This is a genomic window from Coprobacter tertius, from assembly GCF_024330105.1.
GTDB lineage: Bacteria > Bacteroidota > Bacteroidia > Bacteroidales > Coprobacteraceae > Coprobacter > Coprobacter tertius.
Map to the genome: position 1 here is coordinate 1 of NZ_JANDHW010000022.1, position 21,414 is coordinate 21,414.

Here is a 21,414-nt window from a genome sequence, read left to right on the forward strand (position 1 = left end):
TTACTTTTCAAAAAAAAAGAGCCTGTAATGTTTACTGGATGCAAAAAATCCTGATATATTTATCTCTCGTTTAAAAAGAGTGTTTTTTATTATATTGATCATTATATTTATTTTAAAGATAATTTTAATATTCCGGAGTATTATGAGAAGGTTATTGATGGTTACGATTGTATGGTTTATTATGGTCATGGGGAGTGCGAGAGGATATTATAAAAATCCGGTTTTATCTTCTGGTGCCGATCCTTGGGTAGTGAAACATGAAGGGATTTATTATTATTGTTGTAGTAAAGATAATGGTATTTGGGTTTCTGCATCTAAAGATTTACATCATATAAATCTTCCTGTCAAAGTGTGGAGTGCTCCTGAAGGAAAGAAATGGAATTCTCATTGTATATGGGCTCCGGAGTTGCATTATATTGACGGTCGGTGGTATATTTATTATGCAGGAGGATATTCTGGGCCTCCTTTTATTCACCAGCGTGCAGGCGTACTTCAGTCGGTCGGGAAAGATCCTTTTGGTGAGTATATCGATAAGGGGTCGATTTTTACTGGAGATACCTTGAATGATTGGGATCATAATTATTGGTCGATCGATATGACTGTATTTAGGTATAAAGGTGATTTGTATGCGATATGGTCGGGATGGGACAAACATGAGAAGACCGATAAAACACAACAAAATTTATATATAGCCCGTATGAAAAATCCTTGGACGATGGGATCGGCAAGAGTAAAAATATCTTCTCCCGATCGAGATTTCGAGAAAGGAGAACTTCCTTTGAATGAAGGTCCGGAAATTCTTTTTCACGGCGATGACGTTTTTCTGATATATTCTTGCGGGCAATCATGGCTCGATACGTATAAATTAGCATACCTTAAATTGAGGAAAAATGCCGATCCGTTATTGCCGGAGAACTGGTTAAAAGGAGAAAAACCTATATTTGAAGGAAATGAGGGTGCTTTTGGGGTGGGACATGCGTGCTTTACCACTTCACCCGATGATACAGAGTATTATATTCTTTACCATACTAAAAAAGATCGTACACCGGGCTGGAATCGAGAAGTAAGACTACAGAAATTTACGTTTGATGAAAACGGAATTCCCTATTTCGGTAAACCAGAACCGAGGAATAAAAGTTTGCCTCTTCCTTCGGGAACTGTTGAAGAATAATCGAGTTCGGATAACTAGGTTCGGATATTTTTTACTCCCGTGATTATTTCAGAAGAAAAGTATATAAAAAAGCGTTATTTTGAAATTAAAAAGGGGGTAGTGATGTAATTTTGCTCTTTTTTCTTTATTTTTGTTTTATAGATCAATAGAAAATTATGGAATCGTTGCAACCTATATTCGAAAGAGTTAGAAATGCTTCACGAAAACTCAATCTTGTCGATAAGTCGCTTATCGACAAGGTACTGTATGCCGTAGCAGATTTAGCAGAAGCCGAAAGTGATTATATTTTAGCAGAGAATAAGAAAGATCTTTCGGCTATGGATCCCGAGAATCCTAAATATGACCGGTTAATGCTTACACCGGAACGTATTTGTGGAATAGCAGCCGATATGCGTAAAGTTGCTTCATTGCCTTCCCCTTTAGGTATCATTTTGAGTGAGACTGTGAGGCCTAACGGGATGAAAATATGTAAAGTTTCGGTTCCTTTCGGTGTGATCGGTATTATTTATGAAGCCAGACCAAATGTAAGTTTCGATGTTTTTTCCCTTTGTTTCAAATCGGGAAATGCTTGTATATTGAAAGGAGGCTCTGATGCACATTATTCGAATAAAGCTATAATTGAAGTTATTAACAAGGTGTTGATAACATTTGGTATCGATTTATATACAACAGTTTTGCTTCCTGATGAAAGGTCTGCAACAGAGGAATTATTAACAGCTGTAGATTATGTGGATCTTATTATACCTCGAGGAGGGCGTAATCTGATCGACTATGTCCGGGAGCATTCACGCGTACCGGTTATCGAAACCGGAGCAGGTATTTGCCATACTTATTTCGATGCTGCCGGAGAGGTTGCAAAAGGTGCTGAAATTATCAATAATGCAAAAACACGCCGGGTAAGCGTATGCAATGCACTCGATTGTTTGGTTGTAGATGAATCTCGGCTCAAAGATCTTCCTGCGATTTGCCGTAAACTATCAGACGCTAATGTTATAATATATGCCGATGACAAAGCGTTTGCGGCATTACGGGATAATTATCCGCAGTCGCTTTTGCAACACGCTACCGAAGACAGTTACGGGACCGAGTTTCTTGATTATAAAATGGCTGTGAAAACAGTTAAGGGTATTGATGAAGCCATCGAGCATATTACCCGGTATTCATCGAAACACAGTGAATGTATTGTTAGCGAAAATGAAGAGAATATAAAACGATTCATCAATGAAATAGATGCGGCTTGTGTGTATTCGAATGTATCTACAGCCTTTACGGATGGCGGTCAGTTCGGATTTGGGGCTGAAATAGGTATAAGTACCCAAAAGTTACATGCTCGTGGTCCGATGGCTCTTCCGGAATTAACCAGTTATAAATATATTATACGAGGAAACGGACAAATTAGATAGATATTTACCGGTCTCTTCCGAGATTTTCAATGTGAGAAAGGACGAGACATATTATAAGACAACAACAAAATGAGACACTTCACGAATGTAAAAGATCTTGGCGATTTAAATATCGCGCTGAAAGAAGCTTTTGAAGTAAAAGCTAATCGTTTCGGATATAAACAACTGGGAAAAGATAAAACCCTGATCATGATATTTTTTAATTCGAGTTTACGTACCCGGTTGAGTACGCAAAAAGCGGCAATGAATCTTGGCATGAATGTAATGGTGCTGGATATTAATCAGGGAGCTTGGAAATTGGAGACCGAACGAGGAGTAATTATGGATGGCGATAAGTCGGAGCATTTATTAGAAGCGATTCCGGTAATCGGATGTTATTGTGACGTAATTGGGGTGAGGGCTTTTGCTAAATTCGAGAATAAAGAAGATGATTATCAAGAAAAGATACTTACCGAGTTTATAAAATATTCGGGACGTCCTGTATTTAGTATGGAAGCCGCTACTCGTCACCCGCTGCAAAGCTTTGCCGATCTTATTACGATAGAGGAATACAAGAAAAAAGAGAAACCTAAGGTTGTTCTCACTTGGGCTCCGCATCCTAAATCGCTGCCTCAGGCAGTCGCAAATTCTTTTGCTGAATGGATGAACGCGACCGATTATGAGTTTGTTATTACACACCCCGAAGGGTATGAATTGGATAAGTCTTTTACTGGAAACGCCCGGATAGAATATGATCAGAAAAAAGCGTTTGAAGGAGCCGACTTTATTTATGCTAAAAACTGGTCGGCTTTTGCCGATCCTAATTACGGGAAAGTATTAAATACCGATCGTAGTTGGACCGTAGATTCTGAAAAAATGGCTTTAACGAATAATGCTTATTTTATGCATTGTTTACCGGTACGGCGTAATATGATCGTTACAGACGATGTTATTGAGAGTCCACAATCTATCGTTATCCCCGAAGCTGCTAATCGGGAAATATCGGCACAAGTGGTTCTTAAAAAAATTCTCGAGAGCCTATAGTTCAATTTCTAAATGATACTTCCATGAAAAGTTTTATATTGGTTATTCTTATTGCTGTTTTGGGGCCTTCTTCTCTAATTGCTCAAAGGAAAAGTGGGAAAACATACGGAAGAAAGGCACCCGTAGAATTATCGGGTGAGCGATATAAAAAATGGGATGACGGAGAACTTTTGTGGAGTGATTTTAGGGATACGACTAGTATAAAAGGGGTGAATTCGATTCTCAAAACTGATTTATGGGTAGAGATGGAAAAGCGTAAAAGTGGAAATACGAGAATTTATATCCCCAGGGCTTTTGCTTATATCGATCGGGATCGTTCTAATATAAAAGATGCGGAAAAAACACAGGATCTTTTACGTTTTTATCAGGCTCAGTTCGATTTGCTCGAATTATATCGTCGCAAATTGCAGGAAGAGCTGAATGAGGGTATGAGTGAGCTGGAAATGGAAAATGCGTTCAGACATTATTCCCAACTTTATGACGAACAGTTAAAGAATATGACGATCGAGACGGAAAAAGGCGAGAACAAACGTAAACTTGAAGAGTGGGAAATATATCTCGTAAAGCAACTCAGAATCCATCCTGATCCCGGAATTCCGGTAATCGTGCCGAAAAGTTTTGGTTACGGTCTTAATCTCGGTGTCGGAACTGCATTCCCGACAGGAGAGATTTCTAAATTTTTTACACCGGCGTTCCAGTTTAATTTAGGACTCGATTTGGCATATAAACGGGCGCATCTATTGCTCGATATGGCCATAGGAGGCGCGAAGAACAGGAGTGATATGGATATTGTTTACCAGAAGGGAACCCATACTACAACCTGGGAAAAAGGTCGTGGGACCAATTATTCTCAATTCTCTTTTGCATTGGGCTATGGAGTGTTGAACACAAAATATTTTGCTCTTACTCCGTTTGTAGGAGGAGTATTTTCGGAATATTCCAAGTTACTCGATAATGATAACGATAAGAGGATTAATGTATATATGAATGATTTTAATCTTCTTGCCGGCCTGAATTTCGATTATAAGTTTTCCTCTCTCGTTTCTTTCGTGCCTTCGGCTTGGTTTGGACATCGTGAGATGACGACATCCTCTCTCCGCACTCGCTTATATGTGTCGTATGGTAAATACGATATGTATATGAAAGGTGTACAGGTCGGATTTTCGGTAAGCTACAGCGGTTTTGTACGGCTTATAAAAATTAATAACTTTGTCGGGCGGTAACGTGAAAGCATCCTTGTTTCACTTCGTAACGTATGTAACATCGGTCTTGTTTCCGTAGGTCGAGAAGTACCTCGGCCAGTATATGCTTTAGTTGCGCCTGTGGAATTTCGTATTTATTGTCGAATCTTTCGAAACGTGTATAAGCGATATCGAATGTCGTGCCGTATCTGTGTGCGGAATTCGAACTTGCATTACCGTTTTTTTGCCGTAATTTTTTTATATCGTTCTCAGCTCGGAGAACGCTCGTAACAATTATTTTATAACTGCCTCCTCCCCGACTTTCTAAAGAATCAATAAAGTTTTGTCCTACTTTTTTCAGTAAATCCCGGGCTTCGGGCACCAAAAAAGGAATCGAGTGGGTAAGAGAATCTATTTTGTATTGTCCACAGGTTTTTATCTGGCATAAACGATTACCCAGATCGATCGCCTCTTCCCGTGAATTTACTGGTGTTATTCCGATTTTCCGAGCTGCGTCGAGATGCTTGGCGTTCATATCGTTAAATGTTCTCGAGAATTTTCCAAAAGGAATAATTTTCAAATTTATTTGTTCCGGAACTGTATTACCTTTTTTCCCGCAGCCGGTAAATAACAGTAAAAAAATAATTAAAGATAAAGATATTCTTGTTTTCACTCGATATGATATTTCAGAGTTCAAAATTCATTTGTCCAGTAGCCTGCAAATAGTTATTCGGTAATGGCTTATTACTGTATGGCAAACTTAAAAAAAACTTTTTGTGAAGCGAAAGAAATGACTTTGTTTTTAAATGTGTTGTCTATTTTAAAATTAGATGCCGAGTATCTTTTAGAATTATTATTATAACTTTGGTTTCGGTTTGAAGGATAATTTTGTTATAAAGATATGAGAAAAATAACGGTCCCTGTTCTGGAAATGAGTTGTGCTGTATGCGCGGCAAATGTAGAAAAAGGAGTGAGAGCTGTAAAAGGTGTTTCTAATGCCGATGTTAATTTCGCGTCGAATTCGCTAACTGTCGAATTCGATGAAAAGTTTGTTACTCCGGCTCAATTGAAAAAAACGGTTCAGTCATTGGGTTACGATCTGGTGATAGAAGAAGCTGCTGAGGAAATAACGGAAGAATTGCGTCTGAAACATTTTCGATTGATGCGATTTAAAACGATAATGGCCTGGGTGTTAGCCATCCCTTTGATGGTTATCTCCATGTCGGCAATGCACGGAGGCCCCATTGTTAACTGGATTATGTTGTTGCTAACTTCTCCGATATTGTTTTTTTGTGGCGATGCTTTTTTTAAAAATGCCTGGAAACAAGCCCGTCATCGTACGGCTAATATGGATACTTTAGTTGCTTTAAGTACCTCTATCGCTTTTCTTTTCAGCTTATTTAATACTATATATCCCGATTTTTGGATTCAGCGCGGTATAGAACCTCATGTGTATTATGAGGCTTCGGGGATGATTATTGCTTTTGTATTACTGGGAAAACTTATGGAAGAACGGGCGAAAAACAATACCTCTTCTGCCATAAAGAAATTAATGGGCCTACAACCTAAAACAGCCCGTCTTATAGAAGACGGTATCGAAAAAGATGTTCCTATCGCTTCTTTAAAACCTTCAGACAAAGTAAGTGTAAAACCGGGAGAAAAAATTCCGGTAGATGGTATCGTCCGGGAGGGCAATTCGTATGTCGATGAGAGTATGATCAGTGGAGAACCGATACCTGTGATGAAGAAAGATGGTGACAAAGTATTGGCCGGAACTTTGAATCAGAAGGGTGCTTTTGTCCTCGAAGCTACACAGGTAGGGAGCCAGACGGTGCTGGCTCAAATTGTACGCATGGTGCAGGACGCACAAGGAAGCAAAGCACCCGTACAACGAATTGCCGATAAGATCAGCAGAATATTTGTTCCGGTCGTAATGGGTATCTCATTACTTACATTTGTTTTATGGCTTTTAATGGGTGGCGGGGGATATTTCTCTTATGCTTTACTGGCTGCGGTATCTGTTCTCGTAATTGCCTGTCCTTGTGCATTGGGGTTAGCGACTCCTACTGCGTTAATGGTAGGTATCGGTAAAGCAGCCGAGAATCATATATTGATAAAAGATGCTTTTGCCCTCGAAAATCTTTGTCGTGTAAATTGTGTCGTTTTGGATAAAACCGGAACGCTTACGCAAGGCAAACCGACGGTTACGCATGTCAGCTGGATATATTCAGGGGATAATACGGAAAATAAATATGTTTTGTTGACATTGGAACGTCGTTCCGAACATCCTCTTGCAACTGCTATTGTCGAGTTTCTCGGTAATCCGGTGTCGGTACCTGCTACTTTTTCTTCTTTCGAAAGCGTTACCGGAGAAGGAGTGACTGGTAAAATAGAGGACAGGGAGTATTGGGCCGGGAGTGAACGCATGGCCCGTAAGTATATTTCCGATACGACTTTATTGCACGATGGTATAATGTGGCAACAGGCCGGTTTAAGTACCGTATATTTCGGATCGGGTTATGAATTGCTGGCTATTTTTGCTATATCCGATCCGGTAAAAGACTCTTCCCGCAATGCGGTAAAATTGTTGAAACAGAATGGGATCGAAGTACACATGCTTACGGGAGATAATCGGCAGACGGCTGTTTCTATCGCTGGAGAGCTGGAAATAGAACATTATGAAGCTGAAGTATTGCCTCAGGAGAAAGAGAATTATATAAAAAATTTGCAGACTCAGGGTAAAGTCGTAGCCATGGTAGGCGACGGAATTAATGATTCACAGGCATTGGCTCGAGCTGATGTAAGTGTCGCTATGGGGAAAGGTACGGATATTGCAATGGATGTTGCAATGGTTACGCTCATTAATTCCGATTTGTTGCTTCTTCCGCAGGCCATTCGGTTATCGAGGCAAACGGTACGTATTATTCGTGAAAATTTGTTTTGGGCATTTATATATAATGTTATCGGTATTCCGGTGGCTGCTGGTATTCTCTATCCGATATGGGGCATTTTGTTGAATCCCATGTGGGCCAGTGCGGCAATGGCTTTTTCTTCGGTATCGGTGGTTCTTAATAGTTTACGGTTGAAATGGATGAAAATCTGAAAAAAGTAAAAATAAGGATGGTTTTAAAATAAAGTAATATGAAAACGACAAGTAAATTTAAAACAAACGCTAAATGTGGCGGTTGTGTACAAAAAATCGGGGAAAAATTAAATAATGAACCGGAAGTGGAAAATTGGTCTATCGATCTCGAAAATCCCGATAAAACATTGTTGATTACATCTGGTTTACCCGACGCCGTGGTGGTACGTTTGGTAAATGAAGCCGGTTTTAAGGCCGAAAAAATGTAATATCAACCTTGCTGAAACAGAAAGTCCCGTAAGATGATCATTTTATCTTACGGGACTTTTTGTTTTATGAAAAATCGTTATTGTTCTTTTATTACGAAACATTTTCCGTTCCATTTATATAATAAAGGGCTTTCTCTTAAAAGCGGTTTTATTTGTTTATAATATTCTTCGGGCATATAATCGCCAATGGTCGTTGTAAATTGCAAGTCATCGTTTCCCAGTGCAAGGTCGTAACGCATTAGTGAAATATCGATAAGTTGTAACGCTTTTTTTACCGAAACGGAATCAGCCGATTCAGACTTGAACATCATTTTGTCTGTTGGCAGACTTATAAAATCCTCGGTTTTTAACCGTGTCCAATTGGTGTCGTAAAATTCTATCGTACTATTGCATGCCGGAGCACAGACGGTACGTATAACGGTAATAATAGTACCGGTAGTATCCTTTTGTTGCCAGGGGAGTAGTTTTATTTGTAGGGTCGAAGATGCGGACATTCCTACTTCCAGATAATTTTCCGATAATTCGATAACATCCGATTTTCCTCCCAACGAATTGGTAACTCCTCCTTTTTTATCGTGTTTGTATAAATCTATTATGTCTTTTCTACGATTTGTTTCCAATTGTGGAATTAATTCTTCGGGCATAACATAAAAGAAAGAAGCAACTCTTTGCGCTTCGGCAGAAAGAGTCAGAAATACAATACAGATAAAAATAAATATTTTACGCATATATACGGTAATTTTATTTTCGGTATGACAAAGATAATGATAAAAAGCAAATAAAAAATTTTCGAGAAAGTTTTGTGGAAGCCTGTTAAACGGTCATATAAAAATCATTTGGTACCCAGATAGAGAAAATACATACCGATAAGTACCAGAACGAGGTCGATTGCTTTCCTGCGGATATTTTTTTCTTTAAAGAAAAAAACACCTGCCGTGAAACTCACGATTACTCCGCTGCGTCTCACCATAGAAACAATAGAAATCATAGAGTCGGGATAACTCAGGGCATAAAAATATACGAAATCGGCAGCAACGAGAAATAATGAAATAAAGAATATGCTGTTTCTCCAACGGAAGGGTGTCGTCTGTTTTCTTTTGGGATACCATAAAAACATCAGAATAATAAACATAATTCCCATTTGGTAATAATTATACCATACCTGTACGGTCATCCGGTCGAAACGGCTCATCAGGTATTTATCGTATAACCCGCTGACCGATCCTGTGATAGTAGCCAGAACGATAAACCATATCCATATATTATGAGAGAAGCGTATCCCTTCTTTCCGGCCGGCCGATGAAAGTAAAAAAAACGACAGTATGGACAAACTTACTCCGATCCATTGGTATAGATTAAGTCGTTCTCCGAATATCAGTAGAGCACCCAACAGGGTGAGAACGGGCTGGGATGCTTTTATTGTAGCAGCAATTGTTATCGGTAAATGTTTCATGGCGAAATAGGCGAAAATCCATGATGATAATACGATAACGGCTTTTAGAATGATATACAGATGTGTCGTGAAAGGTACTTTCGGAACATACAGTATGCTGTGCTGTATCGTTTCAGGAAAAGCATAAGACAAAACGATTAACGGGAGAAAAATCAGGCTGCAGAATACCGTATTGAGAAAAAGTACCGGTATGACGGCATTCCTGTCCAGAGCCGCTTTTTTAAATACTTCGTACATTCCCAGCAATGCGGCCGAGATAAAAGCCAAAGTTAACCACATATTGTTGTTCGATAGATCAGTTTTGTATAAAGCAGCAGCAAAAGTACGATTTTTTTGTTATCGATCGGTATTTTCACCCCGTGTAGTTCAGATCGATTTCCTGTAATCGTAGCTCTCCGATAAAAAGTTATTTATATAAATATAGTATCCGGATAAGAAATATCACAAAGGAATAAAGCGTTTGCCGGAGCAGAAGTTCCGGCTTTACACCGGTCTTTTTGTTCTATGATCCGACAGAACTCCTGTACCGACAATTTCCTGCGTCCGACATCGATCACAGTCCCTACTATGGCCCGTACCATATTTCTTAAAAAACGGTCGGCTTGTATTGTAAAAGCATACAGTTCACCTTCTTTTTCCCATTTTGCCTGCATTATACGACAATTGTTCGTTTTTACATCGGTATGTAGTTTACTGAAACTGGTAAAATCGGTGTAATCGAATAATTTCAGGGCCGCCTTATTCATTTCCTCGAAGTCGAGCTTTCCATGAATTCTCCAGGCATACCGGTTGTCGAACGGATTTTTTCTGTCGGTAATATAATACCGGTAGGTGCGGGATATGGCATCGAAACGGGCATGTGCATCTTCCCGTACAGGGACGATTCTATAAATAGATATGTCGGGCGGTAAAATTCGGTTTAATTTGTTACATAATGCGTTCGCATCGTTTACTGGTTCTTCGGTATCGAAGTGAGCTGCCATGAGTTTAGCGTGTACACCGGTATCGGTACGTCCGGCACCGGTTATCGGTGTTTCGCGACGCAACAGAGTCGATAGAGATTCTTCGATTCTTTGCTGTACCGTAATACCGTTAGGTTGTACTTGCCAACCGTGATAACCGGAACCGTCATAAGCCGAATATAAAAAATAGCGGTGCGACACGGTTGTTATATTTAATCTTTTTCAAGATAAGTATAACCGTAAAGTCCCGAACGATAATTCGATAAAAATTCGCGGCCTTCTTCGGGGGTAATAACTCCTTCTTTCATCGAAGTCGTTACCCATGTTTCTACGCTGCGTACCAGCTTTTTGGGACTGAACTGTACATAATCGAGGACTTCGGCTACGGTTTCGCCGTCGATTATCTGATCTATTTCGTAATGATCTTTGTAAACGCTTACATGCACAGCATTGGTGTCGCCGAAAAGATTGTGCATATCACCCAGTATTTCCTGATAAGCTCCTACGAGAAATACGCCTATATAATAGGGTTCTTTATTATTGAGCGAGTGTACCGGCAAATGGTAGTTGAAACTACGGGTAGAAATAAAATTATCGATTTTTCCGTCCGAGTCACAGGTAATATCCTGAATGGTAGCTGTTCGATCCGGTTTCTCATCGAGGCGTCCGATCGGCATAATAGGGAATATCTGGTCGATAGCCCATGAGTCGGGTAACGACTGGAATAACGAAAAATTACAGAAATATTTATCGGGTAGCATTTTCGATATTTTCTTTAATTCTTCGGGAGAGTGTTTTATTTCCGATGCAATGCTGTATACTTCTCTTGCTACCGACCAGAACAATCGTTCTATCTGTGCACGGGTACGCAGGTCGAGCATTCCCAGCCCGAATAAGTCGAGTGCTTCTTCGCGTATTTGCAATGCGTCGTGCCAGGATTCTATCAGACGCGGTTGATTGATAGTTTCCCATATTTTATATAATTCCCGTACCAGTTCATGGTCTTCGTCGGTAATATCTTCATTTTCGTCCCAGGAAGGTAAAGTCGTTGTTTCCAGCACTTCGAAAATAAGTACCGAATGATGTGCAGTAAGCGACCGGCCCGATTCTGTAATAATATTAGGCTGAGGAAGATCGTTCTTAGTACAGGCATCTACCAATGCCGAAATAGAGTCGTTTACATATTCCTGTATAGAATAGTTCATGCTGCTTTCGCTACTGGAAGAACGGGTACCGTCGTAATCGACTCCGAGACCTCCTCCTATATCTACAAAGTCGATGTTGTATCCCATACCGCGCAGTTGCACATAAAATTGCGAAGCTTCACGCAGGGCATTTTTGATACGGCGTATTTTAGTAACCTGGCTGCCGATGTGGAAATGTATCAACCGGAGACAGTCTGTCATTTTGTTTTTTTCGAGAATATCGAGTGCTTCGAGTAATTCGCTCGAGTTTAGTCCGAATTTGCTGACGTCGCCTCCCGATTCTTCCCATTTTCCGCTGCCCGAACTGGCCAGTTTTATCCGTATCCCTACATTGGGCCTTATTTTCAATCGTTTTGCAATCGAAGCGATTAGTTTCAGTTCGTTTAGCTTTTCTACGACAAGAAATATACGGCGCCCCATTTTCTGTGCAAGCAAAGCCAGTTCGATATAATTTTCGTCTTTATAACCGTTGCAGATGATCAGGGAGTTTTGGTCGATATTGATTGCCAGTACGGCATGGAGTTCAGGCTTGGAACCGGCTTCCAAGCCGATGTTGAATTTTTTTCCGTGACTTACGATCTCTTCCACAACGGGGCGCATCTGATTTACCTTAATCGGGTAAATAATAAAATTTTGCGAAGTATATCCGTATTCTTCAGCAGCTTGCTGGAAACATTTCGATATTTTTTCGATCCGGTTATCGAGAATATCAGGAAAACGCACCAATACGGGAGAAGTCACGTCACGTACTTGCAACTCGTCCATTAGCACTTTCAGATCGACCGAATCGCTTCCTTCGCGCGGAGTTACGGTCACATGTCCTTTTTCATTAATTGCAAAATATTTCAGCCCCCAACCATTGATATTGTAAAGTTCGGCCGAATCTTCAACACGCCATCTTCTCATTGCTTAAAACTACTGAATTACAGTTTTTTTAATCGTTAATTTTATCAGGATCAAAAAATGTATATTTATGCAATATGTTGTAACTCAATTGCAAGCTACAAAAATATACATAAAAAACGAAAGGAAAAAGGAGTTGCCCCAAAAACATATTTTTTATAAGATGTATGGATATACATGCTTAACGCCGAGCAAGAGAAAACAATGTTTTTTCGTATTCCCCATAGTGTTTTTAAACATAAAATTCTTACCTTTGCATAGTTTTTATTTATTAACGCAATAATATCGAACAAAATGGTTAGTTACAAAGATTTAGGCCTGGTAAACACCAAAGAAATGTTTGCTAAGGCTATCAAAGGTGGATATGCTATTCCGGCTTTTAACTTCAATAACATGGAACAGTTGCAGGCTATTATTCAGGCTGCAGTGGAAACTAAATCTCCGGTGATCCTTCAGGTATCGAAAGGCGCCCGTCAGTATGCCAATCAAACGCTTCTCCGTTACATGGCCGAAGGTGCTGTAGAATATGCAAAAGAATTGGGTTGTGCGCATCCTCAGATCGTACTCCATCTCGATCATGGCGATTCTTTCGAACTTTGCAAATCTTGTGTCGATATGGGATTCTCTTCTGTAATGATCGACGGTTCTCATCTTCCTTATGATGAAAACGTAGCTCTTACCAAGAAAGTCGTAGAATATGCTCATCAGTTCGATGTAACCGTAGAAGGTGAATTAGGTGTATTGGCCGGTGTTGAAGACGAAGTAAGCGCTGAAGAACACACTTATACTAAACCCGAAGAAGTAGTTGATTTCGTAACCAAAACGGGTGTAGATAGCTTGGCTATTTCTATCGGTACTTCTCATGGTGCAAATAAATTCAAACCCGAACAATGTACTCGCGATGCCAACGGTCGTTTGGTGCCTCCTCCCTTGCGTTTCGATGTATTGGAAGGCGTAGAAAAAGAACTTCCGGGATTCCCTATCGTTCTTCACGGTTCATCTTCTGTACCTCAGGAAGAAGTGGAAACAATCAATAAATACGGTGGTGCATTAAAAGACGCTATCGGTATTCCCGAAGAAGAATTGCGCAAAGCTGCTAAATCGGCTGTTTGCAAAATCAATATCGATTCTGACAGCCGTTTGGCAATGACAGCTGCTATTCGCGAAGTATTTGCTACCAAACCTGCCGAATTCGACCCGCGTAAATATTTGGGCCCGGCTCGTGAAAACATGAAGAAGTTGTACAAACACAAAATCGAAAATGTTTTGGGAAGCAATAACAAAATAGATTGCTAATTATTACTCTTTTCTCTATAGAAGGCCGGCTTTAAACAGTCGGCCTTTTTCGTATCTTTGTCATTCATTTTAAAAGATTTTATGTATCTAAACCGTACCGGAGATATTATCGACTGTATGAATAGGTATGGGAAAATGCGTTCGCCTTTTCTTTTTGCTATCTCATACGATATGCAGGAAGCTTACCTTTTCCCGGTTGCCGAATTGAATAGAACGGAGGACGTTTTATATGATTTTGGCGGTAATACGAATACCCGGGCCATAGTAAAGCGTAATTATGTTTCTCCAGTTCTTATTGCCCGTCCCGTATCGTTTGTTCGTTATAAACGTTCGTTCGATATCGTACACAGGAATTTGTTGCGGGGGAATTCTTTTTTAACGAACCTTACTTGTGCTACGCCCGTACAATGCAATCTTTCGGCGAATGAAATATTTTACCGTTCCAAGGCACCTTATAAGTTGTATATAAAAGGGCGTTTTGTGGTTTTTTCACCGGAGACTTTTGTTCGTATCCAAAACGGTATGATCTCTTCATACCCGATGAAGGGAACGATCGACGCTTCTCTTCCCAATGCGCGCGAACGTATTCTGGGGGATGTCAAAGAAAGTGCCGAGCATGCTACGATTGTAGATCTTATCCGAAATGATTTGAGTCGTGTCGCTACACAAGTAGAAGTTTCCCGTTATCGGTATATCGACCTTGTAAATACTTCGAATGGAGATTTATTACAAGTAAGTTCCGAAATTAAAGGCAGGTTGGAGGGTTATTATAACGAGAGGTTGGGAGATATTTTATTCAGTCTGTTGCCGGCTGGTTCTATTACAGGTGCTCCCAAAAAGAAAACGATGGAGATTATTGCCGAGGCAGAAACTTGTCCCCGGGGATTTTATACCGGCGTGATGGGTTATTTCGATGGTTTCGATCTCGATAGTGCGGTAATGATACGTTTTATGGAGATAAGGGAAACCGGCTTTCTGTTTAAAAGCGGGGGCGGTATAACGGCTAAAAGTAGAGCCGAGGCGGAATATAATGAAATGAAACAAAAAATATATGTGCCTATTTGTAGAAACCTTACGGATACAGGATGGTAAAGTATGGAATATCGAGTACCATAACCGGCGTATGAACGATACCCGGGCAACGCTTTTCGGTGCTTTTTCGGTAGAGGAGGATATTCGTTATTATTTCTCGGATTTGTCTATTTATAAAGAACGTACGAAATGCCGTATTCTCTACCGGGAAAAGGTGGAAAAAATAGAATATTTACCTTATCAGCTTCCTTGTATCGAAAGTCTGAGACTGGTTATAAACGATGATGTGGATTATCGGTATAAATGTATCGATCGCAAATCGATCGACAGGTTATTTGCATTGCGGGGTGAAACGGATGATATTCTTATCGTTAAAAACGGATTGCTGACCGATACGTCTTTTTGTAATGTCGCTCTTTATGACGGAAGTAATTGGGTGACTCCTCGCAATCCTTTGTTAAAAGGAACGCAACGGGCTTTTTTGCTCGACAGGAACCGATTGCGAGAGGCTGATATCTCGGTAATGCGTATTCGTGATTATAAATGTATCTCTTTGTTTAATGCGATGATTTCCTTTGGGGAAATCGAAATTCCGGTAAACCGTATTTTTTATTAAAGGCTATATTATGAAAAACGGGGATGAGAAATTTTTTCTCATCCCCGTTTTTTGTCGTATTTAAAGAATTAATAAGGAACCGGTTTATAAACGGTCTTATTTTTTAATTTAGGATTCAGTGACATCGGGAAGTTGATACCGAAATTAATATTGAAATTAGCCCGGTCTACCGGTATAAACCAGGAATTGACACGGGTAATCATATAGTCGGTACCGATAAAAAGGTTAAATCCTCTCGGACACAAATTAATGACAGCTCCCCAGGCGCATCCCATGTTCGAGACCGAACCGTTTACAGCGGCCATAAACCACCGAGCCGGTCGAAAGTTCACGGTTCCCATCAATTCGGTCCACACCTTCGGGGTCGAGAAGCGGGTAGAAGACAAAAGACCGAAAGATATTTTGTTGTTCAGAATTCCGTATTCCGCACCTATGTTCATTGTCGTGTACAGCATCGTATTTCGTGCTGCAGGGGCGTCGGCTTTATTAAATTTAGCGAGAGCTTCCAAATCATCGGTAAATTTGTCTGTCTCATCATCGAAAGCGTTGTCTCCGTTCGGGCCGTCTTCCGCTCCGATATGTTCGAATCCTTCGAATATAAATTCTTTATCGGGAGTAACACCTCTCAAATTATTGTTCCAGCGAATAAATCCGATATCGGTCAACGCCATCGACAGTGTCAGGTTATCCAGTAATTTATAGGTGGCGCCCAAATCTACTGCACCGCCAAAACCTCCGATACCCGGGGTGTCTAAATCGAATCCATCGATTTCCCCCTTGTTATTTACTTTCAGACTGGCTCCTGCCATCGATACATCGGCTTGTCCGTAACTGCGTATATACCATTTATTATCGCTCAATAAAATATTCATTTTATCTATTTTGGCGTCTATATTAGCACCCCCGACTAAAAATTTCAGTTTAGCCCCGATGGTCAGTTTATCATTTATTTCGTGTGCGTGTCCCAAAGCCAGTTGGGCGAAAGTATTGCTTTTAATCGACATATCCGAGATATTGTATTCGGTAGCATCTCCTGTTTGTCCCAGTTTCAGGAAGGTAAAGAAATCTTTTGGGAGAAATATCTGGTTGGTAGATCGTACCGACAGGTCGAAGGTATTAAATCCGTTGAAAGCAAAAAAGCCGAAAGACAGAATCGTGATTTCAAAATTCGGTTCGATCTGGTTCATATTTTTCAGTTTCTTCTCGAATTTATTGAAATCTACGTCGGGATGAAGAAATGTATTCAATTCATTCGGCTTGGTTAGTGAAGGGTACAGAAATGTAGAGATTCCGATATTCGAATTAAGTCCGACGGCAATATTGCCCAATATCGGAAAACTGAAATATCCGTAATCGTTTATCAATGCCGGGTTTAGTCTGTGTCGATAAGGCATCCGTTCGAGAAAATAAGACGAGTGCAGGTTTTGAGCCCCGATACTTATTGTTGTCAGTAGCAGGATAAAAGTGATAATACTACTTCTCATTTTATATTGTTTCATAGCTTTTTCTTGTTACTGTTTTGTTATAATTTATCTATATCTACTTCTACGCCTTTCGGTAATTTTACTCTGACTTTCGCTTTTATCGATTGGGTCGGCCGTAAAGGTGCTCCGGCGTAAGTAGATTCTCCTTTCGGTAAATATCCGTTTATGATCAGTTCCAAACCGTCGAGTTCTTTCAGATAATCTCCTTTATCGTAAACATGGATGGGGATCGATGTTACCCTTTTGGTGGTTTGTTTTGTTTCCGGATCATAATTCCCGGCTTGTATTTTTCCTTCGTCTCCGATTTCTAATACAAGGCCGTCCAGCTTATGTTCCGAACCGATACCTAAAGGATTTACTTCGAGTTTAAGTTCCATAGGCAGGCTGGTTTCTATATCGACATACAAATCGAGTTCTTTTATGTTTACATTGTCGGTTATATCTTCGAGATCTTTATGAATATCTTTTATCGTATCGGTATAAACGATATTTAAGTCTTTGCCCAATGCCAGAGGAACAACCACGTTGTATTTTATATCCACATTATAATTGCGCTGTATATCTACTTTATGTATCACCGGATTTCCCTGTGCATCGGTTTCCGAGGCAGAGATATCTTTTATGTCGATGACCAGGCTGTCGGGAACTTCCTTCAATAATTTTACCAGATCGTTGGTAATTCCTATCCATTGGTATCCTTCGGCGTGATTGTCGGTTTCAGAGAGCCAGAATTTCGATTCGGTCCCTTCTTCGCTTCCGTCGCCGGCCCCGATAATGAGGTTGCTGCCGGGTGCGAGGTTAAGGGTTTCGAGTATCTGATTGTTCTTTTTCGAGGATACGACGAGCTGACCCAATTTTATGGGAATACCGATCGGGTTTTTCACATCGAGGGTTACATATGATCCCGGTTGCAGATCGAGAACCGATCCTTCTTTCAGGTATTCGGTCAGATCAGAAAGATCCACTTTTTCATGTTGCGGGTCTACGCTTTGGTCTACAACTCCCGTAACTTCTTTTACCACCATGTCGGGTACGTTCATCGTAGCCGTAACGCTTATATTTTTCAAGTCGTCGAGTCCTATCGTTCCTCCCTTCGATACGACGACGTTGCCATTCATGGTTACCTCCTCGTTGAGGGAGATTTGGCCGTTATTGATAAAGTCGGAATATCCGTCGAAATCGAGACTGTTTATCAACAGGTCTTTGGTATACACTCTTTCTTTCGACGAGGTATTGCCGTCTTTATAACCGATAACGTCATTCAGTATCAACTGGTTGTTTGCGTTTACACCGGTCGACGGGTCGAATTTTATAAATTTCGGGAAATTGATGGTATAACTGCTAAAATGTAATTGTCCGGCTTCGGCCGTAATATTTTTTATATTTACACTCAGTTTGGCGGTTACCGGCTGGGTAAAGGTTACGGTATTCAGTTTTTTAATTTCTTTGGCTTCTGCCGAAACGCTGAAAGTTACTTTTTCATCTTTTACTTCCGAAACGAATTCGCCCGATTCCACTTCGGCGTCTTTTACCGTAAGGGTGGTCGGGTTTATGATAACGCTAATTGTCTGCCCGTTGTTATAGCTGAGCAGGTCGTTTACCGATACCGTTTTCCCGGCTTCACCGGATAGTGTCAGTTTCGACGGTTTCAATCCCATTTGTATAGTAAACGAGGTATGTTTTTTCCCCGTTACCGGGTCGCTTACCAGTGGGTAAGACGTAAAATCGGCCGATTTTACGGTGAGTGTTTTCGTATATTGGTTGCTGTTCGCTATCGAGGTGGTAGGGATAGATAAAATGTTGTTCGATGTATTCAGTCCGCTTGTCGGCTCAAATGTCAGGTTTTGGGGCAATTGCAACAGCAGATTTTCGCCGTTTTTCGGTTGTAGCCCTTTCAGGTCTATGTTGTTTATCGAGAACGAAATTGTAGAGGTCGACTCGAAGGTAACCGTTTTTATTTTCTCTATTTCTTTCGGGATGTTGGTTATATCTACTTTATTCTCTATCATCGTTTCGGGCATGTCGATATTAACCGTACCTATTTCGGCCAGTATATCCATGTCTTTCTTATCGGGAGCGAAAGAAAACGAGAGGCCTAAGCGGGCGCTGCCGGCATCGAGTGCCTGAGTCATTTTTCCCGAAACTTTTGCCGTTAGCGAATAAGTAATGTTTTCAGATATTTGGGGCGTACTACCGTTGTTATTGGGAATATTTTTGGTGTAAGAATCGATATTGAATGTGTAAATACGATCGTCAGTTAAGGTAGTTCCCGAAATAATCAATTTATTTCCCGAAATCTGCATTCCGTTTGCGGTTGTCCCGCTTAGTTTGAAAGCAGCAGGAAAGGTGACTGTAAAATCGATAACTTGCAGATTGATTTCCGAAAGTTTCAGGTCGTTTTTCAGTCGTTTTACATCGATTTTAATTTGTGCGTTATTTCCCTTGGCAAATAATATTTTCTGTACGCTCGTTATTTCTTCGGGGCAACTCACCGAATTTATATTCAGAACAAAGGGGTTGGTTCCGGTCGGGTGAATATCGATAGCGGGTAAGTCGCTCACTTGCGGAACGCTTCCGTGTGTAACAGAAATACTCTGATCGCTGGCTGCATTCGGCGATAGGTCGACATTTTCGATCGGATTATCCGATTTTAGCGACGCCTCTTTATGGTTGGCTTCGACAGTAATCGGGTCGATGACCAGATCTGAAAATTCGATATTGAAATCTACTGTCTGATTAATCCCGTCGATCGATACATGCTGGGGTTCGATGGTAGAATTAAAAACATCGCTTTTCTGTATCGAATATTCGTCGCCTTCGATGAGGCCGTCTACATCTTCTTCCGAAATCAGGTCTTTCAATAATTTTTCTTCCGTCGATCCCAGTGGAAATCCGAGTCCCGAACCCACTTCGACGGTTAAAGAAATGTCCTGATCTAAATTATACTTATTATCAATACACGAGTTACCGATAATGACGAGAGACGCAGTCAGGCATAGCTGAAGCGTCTTTTTTAATTTTCTAATCCCTTTATCCACCTTCAATTTTTTGTTTTTGATAAATTTATTAAAATAACCGCTGTGTTGTTTAAATATAATAACAGGGCAAAAATAAGAATAAAATCTTAAAGCCCGATTTTTTTCTTAATATATTTATTTATATATATCTAAATTTATTGTTCATCGAGAAGGCGCCATTTTATTTTGAAAATTATATGTTAAAAAAAGAAGTTATTATACTTTTGTAAATTCATTAATATAGTTTTAAAGCCAAACCGAAAAAATGAAAAAAGATTATATATTCGAAGTTTGCGCTAATTCGGTCGGTAGCGTAGTAGCGGCTCTTGAAGGAGGAGCGCAACGTGTCGAGTTATGTGCCGGAATGCCCGAGGGCGGTACCACTCCCTCTTACGGTATGATAAAACGGGCGAAGGCCGTTGAGGGAATACGGTTAAACGTCATAATACGCCCGCGGGGAGGAGATTTTTTATATTCAGGTGCCGAACTGGATGTCATGTGTGAAGATATCTTTGCGGCTCGTTCCTTGGGAGCCGATGGCCTTGTCTTCGGGGTACTGACTCCCGGGGGAGAGGTCGATATGGCAGCCATGAAAACTCTGATGGTTGCGGCAGGTTCTCTTCCGGTCACTTTTCACCGGGCTTTCGATATGGTTCGCGACCCTTTCGATGCTTTAGAAAAAATAATTTCACTGGGTTGTAAGCGCATTCTTACTTCAGGTGGACGACAAACGGCTGAAGAGGGAATCGGGCTCATCCGGGATTTGGCCGGAAGAGCTGGAGATCGTATTATTATTATGCCGGGGTCGGGGGTGAATGCCGGGAATATAAAGCGGCTGGCGGAAGAAACCGGATGCCGGGAATTTCATTTTTCGGGCCGTGTATCTCGTCCGGGTGGAATGATTTACAGAAATACGTCGGTTTCGATGGGGGGGATGGTGCATATCGATGAGTATGCTGTCGAGGAAACTTCTTCCCGAAAGGTTCGGGATACGATTTCGGCTGTAAAATAGGATTTTACCGAAGCGTGGGTTCTCAAATGAGCGAAAGGGTGATTTCCCGGGGCGACCTCCCCTTGCCATCCTTTACTTTGCCTTTGTCGTGTTGAGCGATAGCAAAACATCCTCTATTCCCTGTCACCTGGGCGATAGCGACGTTGGGGCAATTGCCAGATGCCATAGTAGCAGGAGTAGGGTAATTACCCGAGGTGAATGCCATTGGAGGGCCTTCACTTACGTTCAGAATGACACGGGATAACGACATAATTAATGTATTTTAAAATATTGTATCCTGTTTTCTATTAAAATTGTTTGTGCGA

General features: G+C 40.7%; 18 protein-coding genes. 10 read left to right on the forward strand and 8 right to left on the reverse strand.

All coding sequences use genetic code 11. The annotated features are described in order from the left end of the window. Window positions 1-142: 142 nt before the first annotated feature. The 4 genes from NMU02_RS13400 to NMU02_RS13415 all read left to right on the forward strand — a co-directional run bounded on the left by NMU02_RS13400 (window position 143) and on the right by NMU02_RS13415 (window position 4,820). Window positions 143-1,171 (forward strand): glycoside hydrolase family 43 protein, encoded by a 1,029-nt coding sequence (locus NMU02_RS13400; RefSeq protein WP_255028475.1) that lies wholly within the window; start codon window positions 143-145, stop codon window positions 1,169-1,171. A gap of 155 nt (window positions 1,172-1,326) precedes the next feature. Beyond that, complete coding sequence (locus tag NMU02_RS13405) at window positions 1,327-2,574, forward strand: glutamate-5-semialdehyde dehydrogenase (RefSeq protein WP_255028476.1); 1,248 nt, start codon at window positions 1,327-1,329, stop codon at window positions 2,572-2,574. Between the two features lie 69 nt (window positions 2,575-2,643). After that, on the forward strand, window positions 2,644-3,597 hold the full coding sequence (locus NMU02_RS13410; protein WP_255028477.1) for an N-acetylornithine carbamoyltransferase: 954 nt from the start codon (window positions 2,644-2,646) through the stop codon (window positions 3,595-3,597). Between the two features lie 23 nt (window positions 3,598-3,620). After that, window positions 3,621-4,820, forward strand: a complete 1,200-nt coding sequence (locus NMU02_RS13415) for a hypothetical protein (RefSeq protein WP_255028478.1) — start codon at window positions 3,621-3,623, stop codon at window positions 4,818-4,820. On the opposite strand, the gene NMU02_RS13420 is transcribed toward NMU02_RS13415, so the two are convergent. Further along, window positions 4,798-5,451, reverse strand: coding sequence for a DUF5715 family protein (locus tag NMU02_RS13420; RefSeq protein WP_255028479.1), 654 nt, complete (start codon window positions 5,449-5,451; stop codon window positions 4,798-4,800). The genes NMU02_RS13415 and NMU02_RS13420 overlap by 23 nt on opposite strands. Window positions 5,452-5,679: 228 nt before the next feature. Between NMU02_RS13420 and NMU02_RS13425 the strand changes: the two genes are divergently transcribed. Both NMU02_RS13425 and NMU02_RS13430 read left to right on the forward strand, forming a co-directional pair. Further along, window positions 5,680-7,881, forward strand: a complete 2,202-nt coding sequence (locus NMU02_RS13425) for a heavy metal translocating P-type ATPase (protein WP_255028480.1) — start codon at window positions 5,680-5,682, stop codon at window positions 7,879-7,881. A 38-nt stretch (window positions 7,882-7,919) separates the two neighbouring features. Next, a complete protein-coding gene (locus NMU02_RS13430) occupies window positions 7,920-8,129 on the forward strand; it encodes a heavy-metal-associated domain-containing protein (protein WP_255028481.1) in 210 nt (69 codons plus the stop codon). 77 nt (window positions 8,130-8,206) lie between these two features. Here NMU02_RS13430 and NMU02_RS13435 read toward each other — a convergent pair whose 3' ends face one another. The 4 genes from NMU02_RS13435 to speA all read right to left on the reverse strand — a co-directional run bounded on the left by NMU02_RS13435 (window position 8,207) and on the right by speA (window position 12,655). Continuing rightward, window positions 8,207-8,857, reverse strand: coding sequence for a DUF3256 family protein (locus NMU02_RS13435; RefSeq protein ID WP_255028482.1), 651 nt, complete (start codon window positions 8,855-8,857; stop codon window positions 8,207-8,209). 104 nt (window positions 8,858-8,961) lie between these two features. Continuing rightward, a complete protein-coding gene (locus NMU02_RS13440) occupies window positions 8,962-9,861 on the reverse strand; it encodes a DMT family transporter (protein WP_255028483.1) in 900 nt (299 codons plus the stop codon). 131 nt (window positions 9,862-9,992) lie between these two features. Continuing rightward, window positions 9,993-10,745 carry a tRNA pseudouridine(38-40) synthase TruA gene (gene truA, locus NMU02_RS13445; protein ID WP_255028484.1) on the reverse strand — a complete coding sequence of 251 codons (753 nt, stop codon included), beginning with the start codon at window positions 10,743-10,745 and terminating at the stop codon, window positions 9,993-9,995. 11 nt (window positions 10,746-10,756) lie between these two features. Then, complete coding sequence (gene speA / locus NMU02_RS13450) at window positions 10,757-12,655, reverse strand: biosynthetic arginine decarboxylase (protein ID WP_255028485.1); 1,899 nt, start codon at window positions 12,653-12,655, stop codon at window positions 10,757-10,759. Window positions 12,656-12,946: 291 nt separating this feature from the next. Between speA and NMU02_RS13455 the strand changes: the two genes are divergently transcribed. From NMU02_RS13455 to NMU02_RS13465, 3 genes are all read left to right on the forward strand, one after another. Next, window positions 12,947-13,948: a class II fructose-bisphosphate aldolase gene (locus NMU02_RS13455; protein ID WP_255028487.1), complete on the forward strand. Its 1,002-nt coding sequence runs from the start codon at window positions 12,947-12,949 to the stop codon at window positions 13,946-13,948. Between the two features lie 81 nt (window positions 13,949-14,029). Beyond that, window positions 14,030-15,040, forward strand: a complete 1,011-nt coding sequence (locus NMU02_RS13460; RefSeq protein WP_255028488.1) for an aminodeoxychorismate synthase component I — start codon at window positions 14,030-14,032, stop codon at window positions 15,038-15,040. Continuing rightward, window positions 15,000-15,596 (forward strand): aminotransferase class IV, encoded by a 597-nt coding sequence (locus NMU02_RS13465; RefSeq protein ID WP_255028489.1) that lies wholly within the window; start codon window positions 15,000-15,002, stop codon window positions 15,594-15,596. The genes NMU02_RS13460 and NMU02_RS13465 overlap by 41 nt, the downstream gene beginning before the upstream one ends. Window positions 15,597-15,664: 68 nt before the next feature. Here the strand turns inward: NMU02_RS13465 and NMU02_RS13470 are convergent, their stop codons facing one another. Together NMU02_RS13470 and NMU02_RS13475 are read right to left on the reverse strand one after the other, a co-directional pair. Next, window positions 15,665-17,095, reverse strand: a complete 1,431-nt coding sequence (locus NMU02_RS13470) for a DUF5723 family protein (RefSeq protein ID WP_255028490.1) — start codon at window positions 17,093-17,095, stop codon at window positions 15,665-15,667. A gap of 23 nt (window positions 17,096-17,118) precedes the next feature. Further along, entirely contained in the window at window positions 17,119-20,118 is a 3,000-nt protein-coding gene (locus NMU02_RS13475; protein WP_255028491.1) for a hypothetical protein, read from the reverse strand. Between the two features lie 244 nt (window positions 20,119-20,362). On the opposite strand from NMU02_RS13475, the gene NMU02_RS13480 reads away from it, so the two are divergent. After that, window positions 20,363-21,109, forward strand: coding sequence for a copper homeostasis protein CutC (locus tag NMU02_RS13480; protein ID WP_255028492.1), 747 nt, complete (start codon window positions 20,363-20,365; stop codon window positions 21,107-21,109). Between the two features lie 22 nt (window positions 21,110-21,131). Here NMU02_RS13480 and NMU02_RS13485 read toward each other — a convergent pair whose 3' ends face one another. Continuing rightward, window positions 21,132-21,359: a hypothetical protein gene (locus tag NMU02_RS13485; RefSeq protein ID WP_255028493.1), complete on the reverse strand. Its 228-nt coding sequence runs from the start codon at window positions 21,357-21,359 to the stop codon at window positions 21,132-21,134. Window positions 21,360-21,414: the final 55 nt, after the last annotated feature.

Coding starts and splice junctions, on each gene's coding strand:
- NMU02_RS13400 (WP_255028475.1), top strand. CDS start 143: ATGAGAAGGTTATTGATGGTTACGATTGTATGGTTTATTATGGTCATG.
- NMU02_RS13405 (WP_255028476.1), top strand. CDS start 1,327: ATGGAATCGTTGCAACCTATATTCGAAAGAGTTAGAAATGCTTCACGA.
- NMU02_RS13410 (WP_255028477.1), top strand. CDS start 2,644: ATGAGACACTTCACGAATGTAAAAGATCTTGGCGATTTAAATATCGCG.
- NMU02_RS13415 (WP_255028478.1), top strand. CDS start 3,621: ATGAAAAGTTTTATATTGGTTATTCTTATTGCTGTTTTGGGGCCTTCT.
- NMU02_RS13425 (WP_255028480.1), top strand. CDS start 5,680: ATGAGAAAAATAACGGTCCCTGTTCTGGAAATGAGTTGTGCTGTATGC.
- NMU02_RS13430 (WP_255028481.1), top strand. CDS start 7,920: ATGAAAACGACAAGTAAATTTAAAACAAACGCTAAATGTGGCGGTTGT.
- NMU02_RS13435 (WP_255028482.1), bottom strand. CDS start 8,857: ATGCGTAAAATATTTATTTTTATCTGTATTGTATTTCTGACTCTTTCT.
- NMU02_RS13440 (WP_255028483.1), bottom strand. CDS start 9,861: ATGTGGTTAACTTTGGCTTTTATCTCGGCCGCATTGCTGGGAATGTAC.
- speA (WP_255028485.1), bottom strand. CDS start 12,655: ATGAGAAGATGGCGTGTTGAAGATTCGGCCGAACTTTACAATATCAAT.
- NMU02_RS13455 (WP_255028487.1), top strand. CDS start 12,947: ATGGTTAGTTACAAAGATTTAGGCCTGGTAAACACCAAAGAAATGTTT.
- NMU02_RS13460 (WP_255028488.1), top strand. CDS start 14,030: ATGTATCTAAACCGTACCGGAGATATTATCGACTGTATGAATAGGTAT.
- NMU02_RS13465 (WP_255028489.1), top strand. CDS start 15,000: ATGTGCCTATTTGTAGAAACCTTACGGATACAGGATGGTAAAGTATGG.
- NMU02_RS13470 (WP_255028490.1), bottom strand. CDS start 17,095: ATGAAACAATATAAAATGAGAAGTAGTATTATCACTTTTATCCTGCTA.
- NMU02_RS13480 (WP_255028492.1), top strand. CDS start 20,363: ATGAAAAAAGATTATATATTCGAAGTTTGCGCTAATTCGGTCGGTAGC.
- NMU02_RS13485 (WP_255028493.1), bottom strand. CDS start 21,359: ATGTCGTTATCCCGTGTCATTCTGAACGTAAGTGAAGGCCCTCCAATG.